Source organism: Nakamurella multipartita DSM 44233 (assembly GCF_000024365.1).
Classification (GTDB): domain Bacteria; phylum Actinomycetota; class Actinomycetes; order Mycobacteriales; family Nakamurellaceae; genus Nakamurella; species Nakamurella multipartita.
On the sequence record NC_013235.1, the window covers coordinates 2,886,538 to 2,909,075 of the forward strand.

At 68.0% G+C, this 22,538-nt stretch carries 17 protein-coding genes and 4 pseudogenes; 10 read left to right on the forward strand and 11 right to left on the reverse strand.

Annotated elements, in window-relative coordinates:
- Positions 1-476 precede the first annotated feature (476 nt).
- The 8 genes and pseudogenes from NAMU_RS29940 to NAMU_RS13105 all read left to right on the forward strand — a co-directional run bounded on the left by NAMU_RS29940 (position 477) and on the right by NAMU_RS13105 (position 5,647).
- Entirely contained in the window at positions 477-818 is a 342-nt protein-coding gene (locus tag NAMU_RS29940) for a three-helix bundle dimerization domain-containing protein (RefSeq protein ID WP_169312453.1), read from the forward strand.
- The gene (locus NAMU_RS31015; RefSeq protein WP_015747868.1) at positions 815-1,018 is read left to right on the forward strand and encodes a DUF2795 domain-containing protein; all 204 of its coding nucleotides are present in this window, start codon (positions 815-817) and stop codon (positions 1,016-1,018) included. Before NAMU_RS29940 ends, NAMU_RS31015 begins: the two co-directional genes overlap by 4 nt.
- A 14-nt stretch (positions 1,019-1,032) precedes the next feature.
- Positions 1,033-1,407, forward strand: coding sequence for a response regulator (locus NAMU_RS31020; RefSeq protein WP_015747869.1), 375 nt, complete (start codon positions 1,033-1,035; stop codon positions 1,405-1,407).
- Positions 1,408-1,757: 350 nt separating this feature from the next.
- Positions 1,758-2,107: pseudogene (locus tag NAMU_RS31805) on the forward strand (IS3-like element ISAar46 family transposase); the annotation flags it as partial.
- A gap of 198 nt (positions 2,108-2,305) precedes the next feature.
- Positions 2,306-3,667, forward strand: coding sequence for an ATP-binding protein (locus tag NAMU_RS13090; protein ID WP_015747871.1), 1,362 nt, complete (start codon positions 2,306-2,308; stop codon positions 3,665-3,667).
- Position 3,668: 1 nt separating this feature from the next.
- Positions 3,669-3,953, forward strand: coding sequence for a hypothetical protein (locus NAMU_RS13095; protein ID WP_015747872.1), 285 nt, complete (start codon positions 3,669-3,671; stop codon positions 3,951-3,953).
- On the forward strand, positions 3,905-5,071 hold the full coding sequence (locus tag NAMU_RS13100; RefSeq protein WP_015747873.1) for a hypothetical protein: 1,167 nt from the start codon (positions 3,905-3,907) through the stop codon (positions 5,069-5,071). The genes NAMU_RS13095 and NAMU_RS13100 overlap by 49 nt, the downstream gene beginning before the upstream one ends.
- A gap of 42 nt (positions 5,072-5,113) precedes the next feature.
- Complete coding sequence (locus tag NAMU_RS13105) at positions 5,114-5,647, forward strand: sensor histidine kinase (protein WP_015747874.1); 534 nt, start codon at positions 5,114-5,116, stop codon at positions 5,645-5,647.
- Between the two features lie 65 nt (positions 5,648-5,712).
- Here the strand turns inward: NAMU_RS13105 and NAMU_RS13110 are convergent, their stop codons facing one another.
- The 10 genes and pseudogenes from NAMU_RS13110 to NAMU_RS13150 all read right to left on the reverse strand — a co-directional run bounded on the left by NAMU_RS13110 (position 5,713) and on the right by NAMU_RS13150 (position 18,878).
- On the reverse strand, positions 5,713-6,453 hold the full coding sequence (locus NAMU_RS13110; protein ID WP_015747875.1) for an ABC transporter permease: 741 nt from the start codon (positions 6,451-6,453) through the stop codon (positions 5,713-5,715).
- A complete protein-coding gene (locus NAMU_RS13115) occupies positions 6,450-7,418 on the reverse strand; it encodes an ABC transporter ATP-binding protein (protein WP_015747876.1) in 969 nt (322 codons plus the stop codon). The genes NAMU_RS13110 and NAMU_RS13115 overlap by 4 nt, the downstream gene beginning before the upstream one ends.
- Positions 7,419-8,325: 907 nt before the next feature.
- Positions 8,326-8,961: a hypothetical protein gene (locus tag NAMU_RS13120; protein WP_015747877.1), complete on the reverse strand. Its 636-nt coding sequence runs from the start codon at positions 8,959-8,961 to the stop codon at positions 8,326-8,328.
- Positions 8,954-10,894, reverse strand: a complete 1,941-nt coding sequence (locus NAMU_RS13125) for an eCIS core domain-containing protein (RefSeq protein ID WP_086008583.1) — start codon at positions 10,892-10,894, stop codon at positions 8,954-8,956. The genes NAMU_RS13120 and NAMU_RS13125 overlap by 8 nt, the downstream gene beginning before the upstream one ends.
- Before the next feature lie 317 nt (positions 10,895-11,211).
- Positions 11,212-11,337, reverse strand: a pseudogene (locus tag NAMU_RS31810) (excalibur calcium-binding domain-containing protein); the annotation flags it as partial.
- Positions 11,338-11,968: 631 nt separating this feature from the next.
- On the reverse strand, positions 11,969-13,462 hold the full coding sequence (locus NAMU_RS13130; protein ID WP_015747879.1) for a serine hydrolase domain-containing protein: 1,494 nt from the start codon (positions 13,460-13,462) through the stop codon (positions 11,969-11,971).
- An 800-nt stretch (positions 13,463-14,262) separates the two neighbouring features.
- Positions 14,263-15,384, reverse strand: coding sequence for a cation:proton antiporter (locus NAMU_RS13135; RefSeq protein WP_015747880.1), 1,122 nt, complete (start codon positions 15,382-15,384; stop codon positions 14,263-14,265).
- 4 nt (positions 15,385-15,388) lie between these two features.
- Complete coding sequence (locus NAMU_RS13140; protein WP_041368870.1) at positions 15,389-15,868, reverse strand: cation:proton antiporter regulatory subunit; 480 nt, start codon at positions 15,866-15,868, stop codon at positions 15,389-15,391.
- A gap of 211 nt (positions 15,869-16,079) precedes the next feature.
- Positions 16,080-18,515: pseudogene (locus NAMU_RS13145) on the reverse strand (HAD-IC family P-type ATPase); the annotation flags it as partial.
- A 24-nt stretch (positions 18,516-18,539) separates the two neighbouring features.
- Entirely contained in the window at positions 18,540-18,878 is a 339-nt protein-coding gene (locus NAMU_RS13150) for a DUF6788 family protein (protein WP_015747833.1), read from the reverse strand.
- A gap of 91 nt (positions 18,879-18,969) precedes the next feature.
- Here NAMU_RS13150 and NAMU_RS13155 point away from each other — a divergent pair, with 91 nt between their 5' ends.
- Positions 18,970-20,688 carry an IS1634 family transposase gene (locus tag NAMU_RS13155; protein ID WP_015747832.1) on the forward strand — a complete coding sequence of 573 codons (1,719 nt, stop codon included), beginning with the start codon at positions 18,970-18,972 and terminating at the stop codon, positions 20,686-20,688.
- Between the two features lie 53 nt (positions 20,689-20,741).
- Here NAMU_RS13155 and NAMU_RS13160 read toward each other — a convergent pair.
- Positions 20,742-21,062 (reverse strand): annotated as a pseudogene (locus tag NAMU_RS13160) (cation-transporting P-type ATPase); the annotation flags it as partial.
- A gap of 478 nt (positions 21,063-21,540) precedes the next feature.
- Here NAMU_RS13160 and NAMU_RS13165 point away from each other — a divergent pair.
- The gene (locus NAMU_RS13165; protein WP_041368874.1) at positions 21,541-22,383 is read left to right on the forward strand and encodes a recombinase family protein; all 843 of its coding nucleotides are present in this window, start codon (positions 21,541-21,543) and stop codon (positions 22,381-22,383) included.
- The last annotated feature ends 155 nt before the right edge of the window (positions 22,384-22,538 follow it).

Consider the following 22,538-nt stretch of genomic DNA (forward strand, 5'->3'; position numbering starts at 1 on the left):
GATTGTAAGGTGTCCCGGGACTTGAATGCGCCAGGTCGAGCCGTTCTCCCGGCATCAGGCTCCCGGCATCAGGAAAGTCAGGAAGCCGTCAGGTTCATTTGTTGGCGATGGTGCCACGGTATTCACATGACCGGAAGCAAGGAGTGCGCGATGTCGCTGATGAACCGCTGTGACCGGATAGTTCTCGATAACCGGCTTCCTGTGGCCCGTGTCGGGACCCAGCGGTGAACGGGTCCGTGCCGGCGTCGCGGAGCGACGCGTGCGCGTGCTGCGCGCGGGTGTACCCGGCCGGCACGCCGATCGCCTGGGACCGTTCGATCAGTGGTTGGGTGCTCAGCGCCCATCGCAGCGTGGCCAGCACGTACCTTTCAACGCCGTCCAGGGCGGTGCCGGCGTGAGCGCCCGACACCTGAGCGGCGCGATCGTCAGGTACTCGTCAGGTCGGCCCGCTTCAAGAGACAGTAAAGTCGGATGTGGTGTCGACACAGCGAGAGGGTTTCATGGCGCCGGTCGTGGTCGGAGGTCGCAGTCACCGAGGTGCAGCCGAACCGGGCCGCCGGGCGGATGCGGTTCGTCAGACCGCCAGGCTGCATGAGGTCGCCCAACGCCTCGCCGGTGAGTTCGCCCAGTTGCTGCCGCCGGACATCGTGCCGACCGTCGTGAATCAGGCCTACCGCGACCTGGTCGACGAGGTACCCGGCGAAGCGTTGCCGGAGTTCGTCTTCCATGCCGCCCGCCAACGGTTGGTCGAGGCGGTCGGGGCCGATTCGGTGGGCCCGGCCGACCGGCGTCTCCCGATGCGCCGGCGGGCGTCGTGACGGCCGCCACGGCTTCGGCGGTGGCCGAGGCCACCGCGGCGGCGTTCTCGTTCGGTTCGGCGACCACGCGCGAGTTGTTGACGGCCGCCGTGGCCGCCCGAGCCACCAACGTCGTCCTGGAGGAGCTGCTGGGCCTGTCGGACGGTCGGTACTCAAGCGCCGCGGAGCTGACCTACTGCCTCGGCGAGCGGTCCGGCTGAGCGACTTCCGCGAGGTGATACGCACGCGCGTCCTGCTCGTGGAGGACGACCAACGGATCCGGCAGGCCCTCGGCCTCGCTCTGGCCGACATCGGTTTCGAGGTGGTCGAGGCCGATTCAGGCGATCAGGCGCTCGATCGGCTCGATCATTTGGTCGTCGACGTCGTGCTGCTGGACCTGATGCTGCCCGGGGTCGACAACCTGACGGTATGCCGAATCCCGCGGTCCTGCGGTGATCTGCCGATCATCATCGACAGCGCGAGAACCGACACCGAGGGCGTCATCGAGGGTCTGGAGTCCGGCGCCGACGACTCCCGCCGTTCTCCGTCGCCGGTGCGGAACCAACCGTCCTGCAGCACCGCGGCGGTGGCCTCCGTCCTGTTCAGGTAGCGGGTACACGTTGTAGCCGCCGCGGATGATCATGTCCTTGGCCCGGTTGCCGCACCACTACCGGAGGGTCACCCCGCACCTGTTCACCGACACACAGATCACCGCGCTGCTGGAGGCGACCAGCACCTTGCAGCCGGCGTTGCGGGCCCGGATTTGGCATACCCTGATCGGCCTGCTCGCGGTGAGCGAACTGCGCGTCGGCGAAGCGTGCCGCCTGGACGACACCGGCCTCGGCGACGACTCCGGTAGCGACCCCGCGGACGGGGTCTGCGGTCTGCCGACCATCCGCAAGAGCAAGCACGGCAAGCATCGGCAAGTCCCGATCCATGCCAGCACGGTCGCGGCCCTGCGCCGACCGCGGCACCTCAATGACCAGCAACACCGTCGCCGACCTGTTCGCCGACCTGGAAGTGACCAGATCGCATTCCCGGCCGCACGTGTCGACAACCCATGCTCCGAGGCCTGGTTCACGACCCTGAAGTACGCACCGGTGTTCCCCGAGCGGTTCACCAGTCTGCAGCCGCGCGAACGTTCATGTCCGATTTCGTCGATTCTTCATCATCATCATCATCGGCACCTGGGCGTCGGGCTCCACACGCCCGCAGACGTGCACTACGGGCACGCCGACGACGTCCAGCAGCGCCGCCTCCAGGCGCTGGCCGCGGCCCGGCAGCAACACCCCACCCGATTCACCACCGCCACCCCGATCCAGCGGGAGATCGAGATGCGCAACCAGGCCGGGAACGCGGCGTGATGCCTGCCCTCGCCAGCCCCATCATGGTGCCGTCCTCATCGGCGTCAAGGCCAGGCCCTGCGGGTGGAGACCCGAGAGTGGGGTCGACGGCCCCACCGTTAGGTCCATCCCACGCCGACGGGTCGGTGGGAGGATGCTTGGGGAATGCTGCGATCACTGACTGTTGTCGCGATGGTGGCGTACGTTGTAGTGGTCTACGCCATCGTGGTGGTTGGCGGCGGCGCGCTGGTGGGAGAGACCGGAGCGCCCGAGCTGTGGTTGTCGGTCCTGGCGACGGCCGTCGTCGCCATCACATTCGAGCCCATGCGGGCCGATATTTCCCGATGGCTCGCGCGAGTGCTTCGTCGGGACCGGATGACGCCCTACCAGGTGCTCGCCCAGTTCCGGCAGACGGCGACCGATGCCTATCCCGCGGCGGAACTGCCCGTCCGGATGGCCAGGGTGTTGGCGGAGGGCACCGGCGCGGCCGCGGCGCAGGTCTGGTTGACCGTGCGGGGCCGGCTCGAGCTCGCGGCGATCTGGCCGGCGCACCATGCTGACGAGGGTGGGTTGGCGGCAACCTCGCTCGAGGCTGCGTCGGTCGGGGCGCCGGCCGTCGGGCCTATTGAAGCAGCGGACGCTCCGGCCGTGGTCGTCGAGGGATCCCGGCGGAGCGTGGCCGTCCGCGAGCGCGGCGAACTGCTGGGAGCGCTGGCCGTGGTGGTGCGCGACGGGCAGGAACTGACTCCGGTCGAGGAACGGCTGTTCGCCGGGTTGGCGGGGCAATCGGCCCTCATGTTCCGGGTGGCCGGGCTGCGGGCGGGGCTCGAGCAGGAGCTGGTCGCCGTGCGGCGGCGCACCGGGGAGCTGCGGGCGGCCCGGCGGGACCTGGTCGAACGGCAGGACGCCGAGCGACAACGGCTGGAGCGCAACATTCACGACGGTGCCCAGCAGCAGGTCATCGCCCTGCTGGTCAATCTGCGTCTGATCCAGACGCTGCTCGGGCGTTCCCCGGAGCGAGGTGCCCGGCTGCTGGGCCAGCAGGTGGCGGCCGCACGGGAGAGCGTCGACACCCTCACCGCACTGTCGAGCGGGCTGTACCCGCCGATGCTGACCCAAGCCGGGCCGGTGGCCGCCCTGTCCGCCGCAGTGACGGACGGACCGATCCCAGTGGAGTTGGTGTCGTCCCGACTCCCACGCTGCCCGTCCGATGTGGAGGCCGCGGTGTACTTCAGCTGTCTGGAGGCGGTGCAGAACGCGGGCAAGCATTCGGGTGCCGCCGCCGTCAGGATCGAGATCGACGGTCGGTTCGGTCCCGGCGGCGCCGGCGAGATCGACGTGACCGTCGCCGACGACGGACGAGGATTCGACGTCGACGAGCGGACGGGCAGCGGGCTGCTGAACATTCGCGATCGGATCGAAAGTGTTCGGGGCACCGTGTCGATCACCTCGGTGCCCGGCCGCGGAACCACCATCCGCAGTTGGATCCCCACCGCTTCGATCGACATCGTCGCCCACCGGACCTGACATGCGGGTTGTGGGCTGGGTGCTGTTCGCGGCCACCTGCGGGATGGTCGTCCTGCAGGGGCTGATCCTGGCGACCGCGGGCTACTCCATGACCTCGTACGAGGTCGTGGTCGATCACGTCTTCCCGCTGCTCGGCATCGGGGCCATCGTCGGCGCCGGGGTCGGCGCACTGGTCGTCTGGCGATATCCGGGGAACCCGCCCCGGTCGCCGGACGAATCGCGGGATATCTCGGACAGGTGTTCGGGACCGTCATTGCCGTCACCGTCCTGTCGGCGATCTTCATGATCGTGCCGGACGGGCGGCTGCTGTCCCGGCGATGGCGATTCGCCGTCGCCGTCCCGATCGCCGCGCAGGTGCTGTGGTGGGTCGGGGTCGTCACGACCTCCCTCGCGGTCGGCGACCCGGGCAACGATCTCGAATCGGGCGCCGGCGTCCAACCGGCGGCTTTCGCCGGCTTCGCCGGGACGCTGCTGTCGATCCTGCTCGGGGCTGTCGCTCTGGGCCTGCGCCTGCGACGATCCACCGGTCAACAGCGCCTGCAACTGCGTTGGATCACCTCGGGGGCTGTGGCGCTCGCGGCGACCTTCGTGCTGTTCGCGCTGAGCGACCTGATCCCGGAGCCGACGCCGTGGATCCTGCCGGTGGCGACATGCCTTGCCTACATTTATTTCTCGGTGACCGTGGGCGTGGCCATCTTCCGCTACCGTCTCTCTGACCTCGACGTGATCCTGAGCCGGGCAATCGTCCTGGGCGTTCTCGCCGTGTTCGTCACCGTCGGGTACATCGTGGTCGTGGTCGCCATCGGCGCCGTGCTGATGGCCGTCGGCGCGCCCGGATCGACCCTCTACTGGCCGTCGTTGGTGGCGACCGCGCTGGTCGCAGTCGCGTTCCAGCCCCTGCGCAGCCACGTCCTGCGGCTGGCGGATCGGCTGGTCTACGGCGACCGGGCCGTGCCCTACGAGGCTCTGGCCACCCTGAGCCGGCGGCTCGCGGACAGTCCATCACCCGACGTCCTGCCGGCCAGGGTCGCGGAGGCGACCGGCCGGGCCGTCGGCGCGGCCGGCGTGGTGGTCCGGCTCGGTAGGCGCGGAGAACCGGCATTGACACGTCGTGCGGTCTGGTCGGCCACTGGTTCCTCGCCCCGGTCGGGGCCGGTCGATGGGCCATCGCTGGCGCTGGCCGTGCTGGACTCGCGGGAGCAGGTCGGCGACATCGAGATCATCATGCCACCTGGCCGAGCGTTGCGGACCTTCGAGCGGCGCCTGCTGGAGGACGTTGTCGCGCAGACCGGCGTGGCCTTCCGAAACGCGCTGCTGGAGACGGAACTGGCGGCGAGGGTCCAGGAGGGCCGCGCCCAATCCGCGGAACTCGAGTCCTCCCGGCGCCGGTTGGTGGGAGTCTAGGATGAGGCGCGGGCCCGGCTGTCGGCGGCGATCCAACGCAGCGTGGTTCCGCATCTGCTGGCGGTCGCCCGTGGGTTGACGACCGGTCCGGACGCCCGTCAGGGCCAACCGCCGGGTCTGGAGCAGTTGATCGGCCGGACCGAGACCGCGCTGGACGAACTGCGCACCGTGTGCCGCGGATTGTTCCCCGCCCTGCTCGAACGGCGTGGCCTGGTGCCGGCACTGGCTGACCGGTTGGCCCACACCCATGCGCACACCCGGGTGGAAGTCGACGATTCCGCCGATCGACGCCTCCCCCGGGCGGTCGAGGCCGCAGCCTACCTGTTCTGTGTGGAAATGGCCCCGGCAGACCGGCCCGGCATGATCACATTGCGGGTGGAGAACGACCGTCTGGTCGCGGCGGTCGTCGCCGACGACGCCGGGGCGAACGAGAACGCCTGGTCCGACACGACGACCACGGCCGCCGCGTGGCAGCACTGCCGGGATCGGGTGGCCGCACTCGACGGTGCGGTGCACGTGCACAGTTCCGGCCGCCAGGCGACGATCACCGCGATCATTCCGGTGAAGCAGCGATGACGAAGCGACGGTGCCCGGACCATAGTGGTCCGGGCACCGTCGCTCAGGTCTCCGCTACCCGCCGTTCACGCGTCCCGTCGGCGCGCCGCCGCCAATGAGACGGCGAGCATGCCGGTTGCGACGAGCGCGAAGTACGCGAGGGAGGCCCAGGGACCGGCGCCGAAGGGTCCGGTCGCGGACGAGCCGTCCGCGATAATGAAGTCCTTGGCCGCATTGAACGGTAACCACGGCGCCACCGCCGCCCCGACGCCGGGGATCAGTTGCAGCAGCTGCTCGGCCATCAGGATCCAGACGAGCACGATCGAAACGGCGCCGGCCGTGTGCCGGACCAGAGTGCCGACCGACACCGCGATCACAGCGGCAATCAGGTACACCAGACCGACGCCGGTGACGTGCCGCCAGTCGTCCAGGCCCGACAAGGACAGGTCGAACTCGGGCAACAGCACCAGGCTGATCGCCCAGGCCCCGAAGGCCGCTACCAGACCGATGACGGCGGCCAGCGTGCCGACGACGACTGTCTTGGCGATCAACGCCGGGCTGCGGCGGGGGACCGCCATGAACGTCGTCCGCATCGTCCCGACCGCGTACTCGGTGGTGACCGCCAGGGTGGCCATCAGCATGACCACAGCCATTCCCAGCACGTACCCGAATTGCGTCGAGGCGACCGTGCCGATCTGGCCGTCCTTCGCGGTGGCCACCGCGATCAGGGCGCTCAGGCTCACCGACGCGAGGATCGCCGCGCCGGCCGACCACCACGGGGACCGGGTTGACACCAGTTTGATGCGCTCGGCGGCGATGAGAGTCATCGCATCCACCTCCCTGCGCCGGCCAGGGCCGGGATCCTGTCCGCACCATCGACGGAATCGCCGGCGGTGTATTCGATGTCGTGACCGGTGATGTGCATGAAGGCGTCCTCCAGCGAGGCTCGCTGGACGGAGAGTTCGGTGAGCACGACTCCGGCTGCGGCGGCGAGCGTGCCGACCCGGGCAATGTCGGTGCCAGTGACGATCAGCGAGAAATCGCTGTCGGCGTCGGGTTCGACGTGGACTCCGGCGCGTTTGAGGGCGGCGGTCAACTCGTCGATCTGCAGGGTGCCGACCCGAACGGTCGAGTGCGATGCGGATTCGACGAAGTCGGTCGTCGAGGCAGCCTTGATCAGCCGGCCTCGCCCGATGACGATCAGATCTGTTGCCGTTAGGGCTATTTCCGGCAGCAGGTGGCTTGAGACGAGGATCGTCCGACCCTCGCCGGCCAGTTGCTTCATGATCTGCCGGATCCAGACGATCCCCTCCGGGTCGAGGCCGTTCACCGGCTCGTCGAACAGCAGGATCTCCGGATCTCCGAGCAACGCGGCGGCGATCCCGAGTCGCTGGGACATACCCAGGGAGAACGCGCCGGCGCGGCGATCGGCCGCGCCAGTCAATCCCACCTGGTCGAGAACGGCGTCGATGCGCGCTTTGGGAATCTGGCCGGAGGCGGCCAGCCACCGCAGATGGGATCGAGCGGATCGGTTGGGGTGCACCCACTTCGCATCGAGCAAGGCACCGACCGTGCGTAGCGGGTACTTCAGGTCCTGGTACGGCTGGCCGTTGACCAGGGCAGCGCCGGCGGTCGGCCGGTCCAGCCCCAGGATCATGCGCATGGTGGTCGATTTCCCGGATCCGTTTGGTCCGAGGAAGCCGGTCACCCGGCCGGGCTCGACACGAAATGACAGGTCGTCGACGGCCGTAGTCCCTCCGTAACGTTTTGTCAGGCAGCGGGTTTCGATCACTGGTACCTCCGGATGGTGGACGGGGCGTTGGCTGTGTTCACCATCCCGCGCTGCCTCAGCGGCGCGAAGTGGGTTTTCCCCACGAATCGGGGTGGCTGCCCCCCGATGGACGCGGGTTGACCCTCCACCGGACGCCCAGGCCGTGGATCACGTCGGTTTCGACCCAGAACCGGACCACCAGGCCGGGCCGAGCCAGATCTGTCGACCTGCGAGTTGCAGGTTACCCGCCGGCGGTACGACCCGGTCGGACTCGATCGGCCCGTCCTTCCACGCCCTGTTCGTGGCCGAATCGTTGCCCGGTTCGGTCCGCTGGTCGCCCGCTGCCGCCGGTTGGTCCCTGGCGGCGCCGCAGCCGGCCAGCAGTCTCGTCGTTTACGACATCACGGAACAGGCGCTTACTGCGGCGTGCGCCGATGCATCGGCCACGGTCTGGCGAACTCCAGATCCAACTGTGGGACGTCGCCGACCTGACCGGCACCGGTCCGTCGACCCCTCATCACGGCTTTCGACGTGATCCATGACCAGGCCGACCCGGCAGCGGTGCTCGGCGCGATCCCCAGGGTCCTTGCCCCTGACGGTGTGTTCCTCACGGTGAATATCCGAGCGTCCAGCCACCCGCAGGAGAACCGAGACCTGCAAGGTACGCGTTCCTCTACGGGATCTCATTGCTCCACTGCATGACGGTTTCGTTGGCGCAGGACGGGCGCCGGACTCGGCGCAGCATGGGGCCGGCAGACCACCGCACGGATGCTCCACGAAGCCGGCTTCCAACGGGTCGACGTGTGCGCGGTGGAAGGGGACTTCGTCAATTGATTGCTACTTACCTGGCCCGCACCAAAACTGCCCGCGTCAATCGCGGGGGATCGATCCACGGCACGACCCCGCGCCGGCGACCCAAGTCACGGCGTCATCGACGCCCCGAATCCGGGCACAAAGGTTCCAGGACCGCACGGCCGTTCTGGCTACGTGGCGGCCGGTAGTCCTCGAGTCGTAGCAGGCGCTGCGTCAGCTCGTCCGCCTCGGCGAGGGTCGGCGGCGTGGCCGAGCCCAGGTCGCCCCGCACGACGACGGCCCCGACCGTCAACGACGCGTCGCAGGCGAAGTCGATCTGATTGAACAGTGCGGGCTGCGAAACCGATCGGACGCTGCCTTCCATGCTCACGGCGACCGAACACCCGTCGTACGGGCCGAAGGCGATCCTGGTCATCACGACCTGGTGGTACTCGCTGCCCATTCGAAGGCTTCCGTAGATGTCGTACACCGGGTGCGATTCGCCGTCGGCCTCGATCTGCCTGACGACGTTAGGAAAGGAGAAGGACTGACCGCCCAGCTGTCGCCAGCTTGCGACGCCAAATCTGATCGAGTTCAGCCGCAGGAGCGGGGCGTCGTCGGCCGTCTGCTCACCGAGACGCAGCGCGGCCAACGGCACCGTGATCGCGTGCACCAGTACCGGGTCGATGCCCACCTCCTCGCCCCACTGGATCGATCCGTCCAGCACCGCTTCGGCGCCGGACTGCTGCTTGAAAGTCAATTCGTCAGACATCGCTCTCGTACGCCTCCTTGACCTTGGCCTTTTGCTCCTCGGTCAGCCCACTCATGCCGGCCATCCGGACGTCGCTGATGATCTCACCGATGGCTGGCAGGACTTCGGAGACCTTGTAGCGCTTGGTGATCGCGCGATACTCCAGCGGAATCCCGCTCTGGTTGTAGAGCTCGAAGAACACATCGACGCCCCCGGAGTCGGTGGGCGGCTTGTCGGGTGCCGGCAACGCCTTCCCTACCACCACCTCGATCGCCCCTCCCGAGCCCAGGAGAACCTGCTCGACGAAGTCGGTGTAGTCGCCCTTGACCAGGCGCGTCGAGCTCGGGCGCGCCTCGAGCTTCGCGCCGAGTTTGCCCTCGCCGACCGCGGTCGGCCCTTCCTTTCGTGCCTCCTCGACCCAGTAGGCAACCTGCAGGTAGTTGGACTTCTTCAAGAAGCTGCCGATACTGCGCACGAATTCCCGTGGCGGCGGACTGTCCTTGAGCATGTGCGGTGCGGTACTGGCAAGCAGGCCGTACGGGCTCATCTTGATGAGGAAGGGAACGGCATTCTTGACCGTGGAGAGCGTTCCCCCGGAAGTCTGATGCAACGTGTCGCCCAGCAGGTAGCTGTAGATCAGGCCCAGAAGCCCCAGGAATGCATCCTTCGACACCTGGTCGAGCTTCTTGACCCAATGCTCCTCCGGGGCCGCCGTGAACTTCTTCTCCAGATCGGAGGTGACCTCCTGCACCAGGCCGAGAATCTGTTGGCGTGCCTGTGAGGGCGGGGCGAGTTCCACCTTCCCGCCGGGCAGCGCTGCCTGAGCAAAGAACTTTATCAAGGAGGAGGGGACGACCCCCACCGTCGCCTGCAGGTAAACATCGTCCTGAATCCCGTTCGTCAGATAGTCCTGGACCATGGCGTCCATTTCGCTGGACTCCTTGCCCATCAACCACCACCATTCGAGATCGGCGACGGGCACACCGGTCATGTAGCCGGCCTTCGCGGGCGCCCCGAGCTGCTTCATCTGCCCGCTCTTGGCTTGGGACAGGGCGTCAGTGAGCTGGCCCTTCAAAGCCAGTCCGACGGTCCTGAGCCTCTTGTTGGAGCCAGGCGCAAGTTCGTCCACCGCCTTGGTGACGAATTCGATCTTGGTCCTCGGTTCGGAGGGCTTGCCGGAGATCCAGCCCAGCTCGGCGAGCTTGCTCACGATCGGGGTGCGATCGATCGACCCCCCGTGATCGCTGTCCAGGCGCACGTCGACGTCCGCGGTCTTGCCGCCGATGTCGGTGCCGTAGGGAACGCCGCCGTCCAGGAACGACTTGATGGAATCGGTGACGTCGTCCGGATCCTTGGTGTACTTGAGTTGGTTGGCGCTCGGCCCAAGGCTGGGCACCATCAGTTCTGCCTCGAAACCGACCATGCGTCGCAGTTGACGACCGACGAGCCCAGACCGGGGCGCCTCACCGGGTGCCCGGCCCGGCGCGGTGTCGCCCGCTGACGGCTCCCGCAGCGCCGACAAAGGCGAGGTCGAACTGCCGTCACCGCGCGTGGCACCACCTGGATCCGCGGGATTATGGGTTTGCTGCCGCAGCACCCGCAGAACGTTGTCCGCGACCCGATCGGCCTGCTTCTCCGCGGGGTCGGCAGCGCGGCCGATGACCGGACCCGGTCCGGATGCGGCAGCACCCTGCTCAACGGTGTGGGCCAGCTCGTGGGCCAGCAACCGTCGCCCGGACGTGGTGTGCGGCGCGTAGCTACCCGCTCCGAAATAGATATCTCTTCCAAGCGTGAACGCCGTCGCCTGCACCGATCTCGCGAGATTGGCAGGTTCGCTGCCGGTATGGATCCGGACGTCGCTCAGGTCGGCGCCCATCGCCCCACCCATCCGCCCGGCAATGCTTGACGGTAGCGGCCGCCCCCGACCCTGCAGCCGCGCCAGCGCCTCGTTCATCTCCGGACTGACCCGTGAGCCGCCCAACGGGTCGTTGGGCTCGCTGCCCTGCCGACGGACCGGACCGATATTCGCCTCCTGAACCAGACCTGGAACCGGCGCCGGACGGCAGACCGCCGGCGCATCTGATCCTGCTGGCACCGCGAGCGTGACATCCGGGCCGGTCGAAGGACCGGCTCCGCTCTCCGGCCGATGCTCCCGTCGCCCAAACCTCATGCTCTGCCCCTTCGCGGTGGTTTTCAGCCATGCCAACTGGCTGATTCCCCACGGTCAGTAGTCGATCCCCACGGTCAGTAACATTCTGGGCCGACGCAGGTTCAAAATCCATGGTTCGGGCAACTTCGGCGACTCAAATTACTGGCCAACACCGGACTTCCCCACCTGCCGCCGATGCCATCACCGTCGCGGTCGAGACGGAATGCGTAGCCTGGTTCGCCGACGTAAAGAGAACTGCACCGGGGCCCAGTGCGGCCGGCGCCGCACCGCTATATGAACGACGCCGAACCCGATTCCGCTCGGGTGGTTGCCGGGGCAGCCAGCTGCTGATCGATTGTTGCCGGACCGGTGGCTGCCCGACGTGTCGCTGTGCCCCCGCCCCGGCAGCCATTACAGCCGCAGCGGTGCCCGTCAGCGTGGATGTCACGGTGACTGCGGACGGCGGTGCACTGACTGTGACCGTCGACGATGCCGGTGTGGTCATCCGGGCGACGGTCGATGTCATCATTGCTGGCCCGCCGGGCACCGAGGGCGACACTGCTGCCGCCCGATGCCCCGGCACGTGCTTGTTGGAGGCGTACTGGCCCACTGTCGATCGCGAGCCGGCGAAGCCAGCGTCGTTAGGCTCCCCAGCAGCCAGGGGACCAGGATTGCGAACACCGCAGCGACGGCAATCTCAGGGTAGTGGCCACGGCTTCCGCGGGTGCCTCCTCACGACAAGGCAACTCATTGAGCGGCGATGGATGATCGCCGAGGAGGCTTTGGTTTAGGCGCCCGACAATTATGGTTGGCCGGGTCGTGCTCGGCCGCGGCCGGCCCCACAGCGAGCCCGCTCGCGGATCCAGGCGCGACTGACCGTTACCGCACGACCTGGTTGGCCCGCGCCGGATGGCGAGCTCGGCGTCGTGTGGTCGATCGGCCCTCGGCCGGACCGGCGGCCCCCTGTCCAAATCGGGCCGTGTAGGCCACCCCGAGCCGGAAGACGGCCCAGAGCACGCCGGTCACCGCGGCGGCGACGAGGACGACCCCGAGGTCGGGCTGGAACAGGCTGATGGTACGAAGCGGCGATCCGACCAGTCTCGGCACCAGATCAAGGATGATCCACGCCGCGGCCAGTGTGGTGAACAGTGGGAACCAGAGACTGAACAGTCCTGCCGCACCGGATTTGGCGCGAAGTTCGACCCGGTGCCGCCAGGCCCAGATCATGCAGAGCAGGTAGGCGATCGGCAACAGCACCAGTGCGGCGAACAGGACCTGCCGCGGCAGGCGCGGTTCCTCATCGGCCTGATCGATGCCCAACGCGGCGGCCGTGATGCCGTCACGCAGGCGGGAAGTCTCCCCGAAGCCCATCCCGCTGCCCCCGTTGACCAGCACGACGACCCCGGTGTTGGCGGCGGGAACCATGGTCGCGAGCGATTCGTAGCCGGGGCTCGACCCCGAGTGCCAGACCGTCCCGTCACCGGAGTCCACGAACCAGCCCAGCCCGTAGAAGGGCGACGCCGCACTCGCGGGGCGCATCATCAGCGATTTCCCCTGGGCGCTGAGCACATCGTCGCGCCCGTTCATCATCATGGCCAGATACCGAGCGAGATCGGCGGCGCTGGCGACGACGCCGCCTTGCGGAGCCGTTCCGCGCGGCATTCTGTTGTCGGCAAGCGGCTGCATGCCGCCGAACCACGGTCGGTGCCCGGTCGCCATCGACTCATGGACCTGGCCGTCGGCGACGAAACTGTGCGTCATGCCGACCGGCTCGAGGATGTGCTCGGCGATGTAGGACTGGAATTCGTCCCCACCGACGACCTCGACCACCCGGCCGAGGATCTCGTAGTTCGCGTTCGAGTACTCCCACGTCGCACCGGGCGCGGCGGCCGGAGTGAGCCCGGCCAGCCGGTCGACCCGCCACGCCAGCTCGTCGGTCCCGCCGGTGTCGTCCGTGAAGGACGTGTTGCCCTGCAGGGTGGAGAAACCGCTCGTGTGGCTCAGCAACTCGCGTAGGGTGATGGCCCCCGCGGGCCGACCGGAGAACCCGTCGAGATAGACCTCGACGCCGGCGTCGAGGTCGACCGTGCCCGCCTCGACCAGTTGCATGATCGCGAGCGCGGTGAAGCTCTTGGAGATCGACCCGGTCAGGAATGGGGTGTCCGGAGTGACCTTCGTGTCGCCGCCCAGGGTCAGGACACCGCGCGCTCCGGCCGACTCCAGCCGGCCGTCGGCCACGACGGCGTAGGCCAGTCCGGGGACGCCGGAGGCTGGCATCTCGCTCTCGATCACGTCATCGATCGATCCCGCCGGCTCGCCCACCGCCAGCAGGGAGCCGGCACCGAGGGCGAGGATGGCCATCAGCCCGCGCACGGAGCATCAACTCCTCCTGGCCGGTCACACCGGGCCGGTCCGCCGGATCCTCATCGACGTGCTCGCTGGCTCCCGACTGGAGGTCGGCTCCGTCTCGGCAGCGGGGATCATCCGCACCTCCGGGCCGGGTCGGCGTCGGCCCGGAACGGGCCGGCAGCGTCTCCGCATCGTCGCAGTGCGGCACCGCCGCAAACCTTCCGATCAGCTGACGATCGTTCGACGGTGCCGTGGGGATCCACCACAACGGGCGGAACGTCGACCTGGCCCGACGGTCGCCGGGCTCGGAGTCGATGAAGGGGCCTGTCATAGATCAGACCTAACCGTCGCCGCCGCCGACGGATGCGCAATAATCGATTTCTGCACCCAACCGCGTTCGACGACTGACGGGTACTGTCAGTGAAGCCAACGTCGTTCCCGCCGGGTTGCGCACCGCAATGTCCGATACGCACGGTAGCTAGTCTTTTACTGAGCACCAATTCGTCGATTGGCCGGTTTCGCCCGCCCCTGCGCGACGTCCGTTTTCGAGTCAAATCCTCGTGTACCTCGGACCTGAATGTCCGGGTCGCCTGCTTCGCTAGTCGGGGCGCGGGCGGCCAGTTCAGCCCAGTAGAAAGCGAAAGAGTGACATCACACGAATTGGTCGACTCGGGCCATTTACGAGTGGGTGGTGATCAACGGTTGTACGCAATCAACGTGGGTCCAGCGACGGATCCCCGACTCATCCGCTCGATTCATTGAGGGTCGCGTGTGGTTTGTCGGTGACGATTTCCCTTCGCGGATTTCCTGGCTGCTGAGATGAGTCAGGTGAAGCGGACAATTACCGGCCCAACGGTCGCCACGATTAGTACATAGGCGGCCACCAGCGGTTCCAGGCGAGGGACTGCGGTCGCGGTGAGACCGACGATCACTAAGGAGAATTCGCCGCGCGGAATCAACGCAACGCCGGCCCGCAGCTGCCCGCGCCGGCCAACCCCATCTCGACTGGCGGCGTAGGCCCCGCTGAGGATCTTCGTGGCCATCGTGACCAGCGCGAGGCCGAGCGCTACGGGCCACACTGGCAGTAATGCGGCCGGGGCAATGGCGAACCCGATCGCCAGAAAGTAAATAGCCGCGAACAGGTCGCGCAACGGGCTCAACACGACCCGGGCACGGTCGGCCACCGGGCCGCTCAGGCACAACCCGACCAGGAACGCGCCGACCGCCGCAGATGCGCCGGCAAGCTCCGCCAACCCGGCCACGACCAGGGTGACGCCCAGGATGCGTAACAGCAGTTGTTCCGGTTCAGGATGCGATAAGGCCCGACCGATCACCCGGCTCCATCGGCGGGTGACCAGAAAGGCGCTGCCCACCGCTGCCGCGGCGAGCAGAGCACTCACCAGTGCCCGCCAACCGGCACCGCCGGCGGCCAGCACCGCGAGCGGCGGCAGGTAGACGGCCATCGCGAAATCCTCGAGCACCAGAACCGACAGCACGGCCGCCGTCTCTCGGTTACCGAGCCGGTCGAGGTCGCCGAGTAGGCGGGAAACGATCCCCGATGAGGACACCCAGGTCGCGCCGGCCAACGCGAGCATGCCCAGCGGGTCCAGTCCGAGCAGCCAGCCGACGAGGGCGCCCGGAGCTGCGTTCAGCAGACCGTCGAGTAGCGCCGAAGGTAGGTGGCGGCGCAGGCTCGCGGTCAACTCGACCACTGAGAACTCCAGGCCGAGGGTGAGCAGCAGCAGTACGACGCCGATCGACCCGCCGATCTCGACGAACTCAGCTGCCGCCGGAACGGTGGCGAGACCTCCCTCACCCAGAAGGAGTCCGGCCAGCAGGTACAGCGGAATCGGGGTCAACGCGAACCGGCGAGCTAACGCGCCCAGCGCGCTCAGCACAGCCAGGATGATGCCCAGCTCCAAGAGTAGGGCGATCGAGGTGTGCATCGGATCAGCCGCGCAGGATCCGTTCGACCCCAGCGATGCCCTCCGGGGTTCCGATGACGACCAGGACGTCACCGGCCGCGAGCACGTCGGACGGAGCGGGCGAGGCGATCACCTCGTCACCGCGGACGATGGCCACGATTGATGCTCCGGTCAGGGTCCGCGCCCGGGTGTCGCCGAGCAATCGCCCTGCATAGGGCGACCCTTCGTCGACCTCGACTTGGCCGGCGCTCAACCCGGGAACCTCGCGGGTCAGATCGGCGAATCGCTCCGCGATGCGCGGTGCGCCCAGGATCTCGGCGACCGCGTCCGCTTCCTCGGCCGTGAGTTTGAATAGCGTGACCGAGCGGTCGGGATCCCGCCGGTCATACCCGACGATCTCGAAGCCACCGTCTCGCCGGGCGATTATGCCGACCCGAGGGCCAGCGGCGGTAGCGAACTCGTACCGCAAACCCACACCAGGCAACAACACTTCGTTGACGTCCACCGAGCCATCATCGTACAGGGTGACCCGCCGCCATCGGTTCCCGGATCTGCGCACTCGGTACTTTCGGTTGACGATGCTTTGGAATGAGAACTAGAGGAGATCGTCGGTGGGATGAGTCGCCTACTGGTTCAATTGTGCTCCGATCTGATGCGTTGATTCTGGCTAGACACTTCGCCACGAAGAAGGCCGATCCGAGCTCGAGCAGGGCCTGTCAGACCGCGGACCGACGACGTACGCCTTCGAAGTGGGTCCGCTCGGTCATCCGGCGGCGGAGGTACTTGTCGGTGGCGACGACGAGCGAGGTGAGGGCGGCGACGCCCAGGATCCGAATCCATGCCTCCAGGGTGATCGGGGCGGTTTGGAACAGTTGGTTCATGCCGGGGAGGTAGGTCAGGGCCAGTTGGCCGACCAGTTGGGCGGCCACTCCGACGATGATCCAGCGGTTGCTCAGCGGACCGACGTGCCACATCGAGTGGGTCAGTGATCGGCAGCTGAACAGGTAGAACGTTTCTACGAGCACGAACAGGTTGACCGCCGCGGTCCTGGCCTGTTCTGGGGTTGCCCCGCTGGCCGATTCCCACGCGAACAGCCACCATGCGCCGCCGATCAGCAGGGCGGAGACCAGCAGGATGCGGGCCATCAGGGCACCGGTCAACAGCGGTTGCTGGGGATCCCGCGGGGGACGGGTCATGATTCCGGCCTCCTTGGGTTCGAAGGCCAGCATCAGACCCAGGGCGACCGCGGTGGTCATGTTGATCCACAGGATCTGGGTGGGCAGGATCGGCAGGGTCGCGCCGAGCAGGATCGCGGTCAGGATGACCAGTCCCTCGCCCATGTTCGTGGGCAGGGTCCACACGATGAATTTGGTGAGGTTGTCGAAGACGCCGCGACCCTCCTCGACGCCGGCTTCGATGGTGGCGAAGTCGTCGTCGGTGAGCACCATATCGGCGGCGTCCTTGGCGACCTCGGTTCCGCTGCACCCCATCGCGACGCCGATGTTCGCCTGGCGCAGGGCCGGGGCGTCGTTGACTCCGTCACCGGTCATGGCGACCACGTGACCGCGCGCCTGCAGCGCCTCGACCAGCCGAAGCTTCTGCTCGGGGGAGACCCTGGCGAACACCCGGGCGTTGTTCACGGCATCCGGGGATTCCTCCGCGGAGAGCCGGCGTAGGTCTTCACCGGTGAGTACCTGCCCGTCGGTGGGTTGATCGAGTAGACCGAGCTGGCCCGCGATGGCCGCCGCTGTCGCGGCGTGGTCGCCAGTGATCATCTTGACGTCGATTCCGGCGGTATGGCAGGCGCGTACCGCCGCGGCGGCCGCGGCGCGGGGCGGGTCGTGCATGGACTGCAAGCCGGTGAACACCAGATGGTCCACCCTGCCTTCCCGGAAGGCATCCGGGTCGGCCGACCGATGCACGGCGGTGGCCAGGACCCGCAGTCCGCGGTCGGCTAGGTCCTCGGCCGCGGTGAGGGCTGCGGCGGCGTCCAGGGGTTCGCTGGTCCCGGCCGCGCCCATCTGGGATGTGCACAGGGGTAGGACCCGTTCGATGGCGCCCTTGACCAGCATGATGTGGTCACCGCCCGGCCGCCGGCGGTGCAAGGTGGCCATGTACTGCCGGTCGGAGCTGAACGGGATCGTCGATTCCCGTGGGTAGGCCCGGGCGATCTCCACCGGGTCGATCCCGGCGTTGGCCGCGGAAACCAGCAACGCTCCCTCGGTGGGGTCCCCGGACCACTGCCAGGCCCCGTCCTGGCGGGTGATCGTGGCGTCGTTGCAGGCGGCGCCGGCGACCAGACACCACCGCAACGCCTCATCGGCCTGGCCGGTTACCGCGACACCGCCGGTGTCGATCAACACGCTGCCTTGGCCGGAGGCGGCTTCGGTGAGCTCGAAGGCGCGGGCCGGGGTCCACACCGTGCGGACCGTCATCCTGTTCTCCGTCAGGGTGCCGGTCTTGTCCGAGCAGATCACCGTGGTGCTGCCCAGTGTCTCCACCACCGGCAACCGACGGACCACTGCGCGCCGCTTGGCCATCCGGGCCACCCCGATGGCCAGGGTGATCGTCACGGCCGCCGGCAGCCCTTCGGGGATGGCCCCGACCGCGAGGGCGATCGCCGCGGTGAAGGTCTGTATCGCGTCCTGCCCCCGGATCAGTCCGATTCCGAAGGTCACCGCGGCCATGGCCAGAATGATCACTGTCAACACTTTGCTGAACCGGGCCAGCTTCACGGTCAGCGGGGTGTCCAGGGTCTCCGCGGAGCCGACCAGCCGGTGGATTTCGCCGAGTTCGGTCTCCGCGCCGGTGGCCACCGCGATGCCCGCCCCGTGACCGGCAGTCACCAACGTGCCGGAATACACCATGTTCCGCCGGTCGGCCACCGGGGTGGTCTCGGGCAGGACCACCTCGTCCTTCACCACCGGCACCGATTCGCCGGTCAGTGTCGATTCGTCCACGTGCAGATCGGATATCCGGATCAGCCGCAGGTCAGCCGGCACCATGTCACCGGCGTCCAGGAGCACCACGTCACCGGGCACGAGGTCTTCGGACGGCACCGTCAGCGGCTGCCCGCCGCGCATCACCCGGGCGCGGGTGTGTACCAGCGCCCGCAGACTATCCAGCGCGGCTTCGGCCTTGGACTCCTGAATCTCGCTTTCCGCACATCTGGGCCGCTATTTGTGCCCCCACCGAGGGTCCTGGTCGAGCACGCGTAGTGACAGGTCTTCAAGCTCGGTGACCAAGGCGCGGAGCCGGCGGGAGTTGTCGAACCAGGGCTGGTAATCGCGTAGTTGGTCCTCGGTCAGGCGCCGGGTGACGGTCCTGCCCGCGAGCTTTCGGGTCCAGCTCCAAAACGGTGGGTGGAGCACGGGCGGGTCGGCGTGGCATCGGCAGCTGGGCTTGCCACATCGGGCCTGACGGTGGGTCACGCTGCCGGGCAGGACGAACCCGAGGGCGGCCAGCTGCGCGCTGATCTGGTCGGCCCCGGCCCGGTGCTCGGGATCGATCTGCACGACACGCCTCCGAGATCCATCGCTGCCTCCACTGTCCACAGTATATGTACTGCGGACAGCTGATGTCGAGGATGACACGCGGGAGGCCGGAATGGGCGAGGCGGGCGGCGGGTCCGGCGCGGAGGCCGGCTTCGGGCTGGTCAGTCAGCGGTTGGGGCCGCTGCCGCTGATCAACCACTTCCTGGACCGCATCGGCCTGGACGCAGCGCTGGATCGGTGGCTGCCGGAGCCGGACCGCCGGTTCAAGCTCACGCCCGCGGCGGCGATCCGGCTGCTGGTGGTCAACCTGCTGGTGGGCCGGGCACCCTTGTACGGGTTGGGTGAGTGGGCCGCCGGGTACCCGCCGGCCCTGCTGGGTCTGCCGGGTCCGGACACCGCCTGGCTCAACGACGACCGGATCGGGCGGGCGTTGGTCGCCCTGTTCGACGCGGACCGGGCCAGCCTGCTCACCGAACTGATCGTCGGTGTGGTCGACGAGTTCGGCGTGGACACCGCCGAGATGCACAACGATTCCACCTCGGTGTCGGTGCACGGCCAGTACAAGCAGGCGGACGGCACCCCGCGGCGGGGCAAGCCGACGCCGGCGGTGACCTTCGGACATTCCAAGGACCACCGGCCGGACCTGAAGCAGTTGGTGTGGATCCTGACCGTCTCGGCGGACGGGTCGGTGCCGATGGCCTACCGCCTCGCCGACGGCAACACCAGCGACGACCCGACGCACATCCCGACCTGGGACGGGCTGGTCAAGGTGGTGGGCCGGCGGGACTTCCTGTACGTGGCCGATTCGAAGCTGTGCTCCGGGCAGGCGATGCGGCACATCGACGGCCAGGGCGGCCGGTTCGTCACCGTGCTGCCCCGCACCCGCGGCGAGGACAAGTGGTTCCGTGACTGGATCGGGACCAACCAGCCGGCATGGACCGAGGCGATCCGGCTGCCCGGGCAGCGGATCGGCGACCTGCCCAGGGTTTGGTCCACCTTCCCCGCGCCGCTGCCCTCGGCCGAGGGGTACCGGATCATCTGGGTCCACTCCACTGTCAAGGCCGCCCGCGACGAGCACGCCCGCCGTAGCCGCATCGAGGCCGGCGCCGCCGCCGTCGACGAACTCGCCGGCAGGCTGGCCGGGCCGAAGACCCGGCTCAAGACCCGCGCCGCCGTCGAGCAGGCCATCACCACCGTGTTGACCGACACCGGTTCCGCCCGCTGGCTGCAGGTCACCGTCACCGAAAGCATCGAAGAGGGCTTCCGGCAGGAAAAGCGTGGTCGGCCCGGCGCCGACACCCGCTACCGGCGCACCACCCGCACCCGCTACACGGTCAGCTGGCGATCCCGGGACGACGCCATCGCCCACGACACAGCAAGCGACGGCTGCTTCCCGATGATCACCAACGACCGGCACCTCACCGACCAGGAGGTCCTCGCCGCGTACCGGTACCAACCCAACCTGGAACGCCGCCACCACGTGCTCAAGAGCGTCCAGGACGCCGACCCGATCTGGCTGCGCGACCCCGCCCGCATCGAGGCGATCTTCTGCTGCCAGTTCCTGGCCCTGCTCGTCGGCGCACTCATCGAACGACAGATCCGCACCGCCATGAAAGCCGCTGCCACCACCAACATCCCGCTCTACCCCGAGCTACGCGCCTGCGAAGCACCCACCGCTGAAAGGATCTTCGCCGTCCTCGCCGACCTGACCCGCCACGAACTGCACCGCGACGGAGAACTCGTGCAAGCCTTCGAACCCGAACTCACCCCACTACAACAGCAGATCCTCGACCTGCTCGGCGTCTCCGCCACCGCCTACCGCCCCAGCTGACCTCCACCGCCGGTTGGGGGGCCATATCAGCTCCGAGAAGTGCGGAACGTCAGCTGAATGACACCGACCAGCACATTGACCAGCACCACCCCGAAGATCACGATGGAGTCGACATACTCGCCCAACGCCGCGGTGATCACGCCGGCCACGATCAACACGTAGATCAACGGATGGCGCACCTGCCCGCCGACGCGGGTCAGCAAGCCACGGCGCGCCGCGGCCGCGAAAGCATTTGGGCCGTATCGGTCCAGCCGGGCCGCCGCCTCGTCCGGGGTCAGCCCATTGTGGACGTCGGTCTCCAGCAACAACACAACCTGGTGACCGGCCAGCACGTGATGGGCGGTGACCGGCGGCGAAAGTTGGTTCGAGTTCACGGTTCAGCGTGTCGCATGAACCAACACGCGTGGCAGAGGAATAGGTCCCCAGTTGGTCCCTCCCGCCCCAGACGAGGTCCGGTCGCCGGGTGGCCCCTTCCCGGCCCCCCGGGGCCGACAGAGGTGCTGCAAGCGCGCAGGGGATCAGGATGCCCACACCGCTGACCTGGCCGGTCACGGCCGTCGGAGCGCGCGTCGATCCCGTCGATGCGTCGACGTCGAGGATCTGCAGTGCATAGAGGGGTCCCTCTAGAGAGGATGGCGGGCCGTCGGATGATCGCTTTGGCCAGGTCCGCCGTAGGGGCTGCGGGTGAACCCGCGGTAGGTGATCGGCACCGCCGCGCATGAGAAGCGTGTGCAGCTCGAACCAGACCCATCGCCCAACCCACTGGCCGACCTCGACGCGCTCATGGGCGTGACTCACGGTCCCGTGCCGGGCATCGCCGGCTCAGACCAGGCCGCTACAACCAGGACCCTGATGATCGATGCCGTCCGACAGGACGGCCGGTTCATCGGCGGGGCAGCGCCCTACGGTTACCGCCTGGTCCACGACCGGCAGCACCACAACCCCGGCAAGGCCATCCGGGGCCAACGGCGAGCCCACCTGGAACCCGACCGCGACCAGGCGCCGATCCTGCAAGAGATCTTCCACCGCATCCTGGCCGGCGACGGCCACACCACCCTGATCAACCACCTGACCCAGCGAGCCGCACCGCCGCCGATCCGACGCGGATCCGCCGGGTGGACCGTGAAGGCAATCTCCGCGATCCTGGACAACCCCCGGTGCACCGGCTACGAGTTCTGGCACCCCTACAGCGCCCGCCGCCATCCCTGCCTACCGCCCGAGGCCTACCAGATCCTCGTGCGCTCGGACCGCCCCGCGCACCCCGCCCTCGTGGCCATCCAGGACTTCCTCACGGTGGCCACGATGCGCGACCACCCGGTCAGACCCCGCCCCAGTCGCACCAGCCTCGCGGAGCCGATTCTGCTGCACCGGATCAGCTGCGCCATCTGCGGCCGCACCATGAGCGTCTCTTCCAAGGACGGCCGGGTCCGATACCGATGCCGCGCCACACCCGGTGACCCGGCGGCCGGTCACCGATCATCGGTCTACGTCGCCGAATCCCGGGTCCTGGCCGCCACCGCACCATGGCTGCGCCAACAGTCCGAGACGTGCCCATCATGGGCAGAAGACCGGCTCGCCCTCCACGCGATGATCGACGCCGTCAACCTACGGATCACCTACGACCACGGGACCGACAGCATCCATGCCACAACAGGTATCGGACGACAGATGGCGTTCAGACTCACCCGGGATTGATCGAACGAGGGGAGGCGTAAATGAGTGTCCGAGGGGGGACTTGAACCCGTCCATCGACCCAATCGCCCGATGTTGCGATGTCCTTGACCTGGTGAAACGTCTGGAACAACGTGGTCCGGCCCGGGTCGCGGGCTGCTCTGTTGGCCCATGATGGG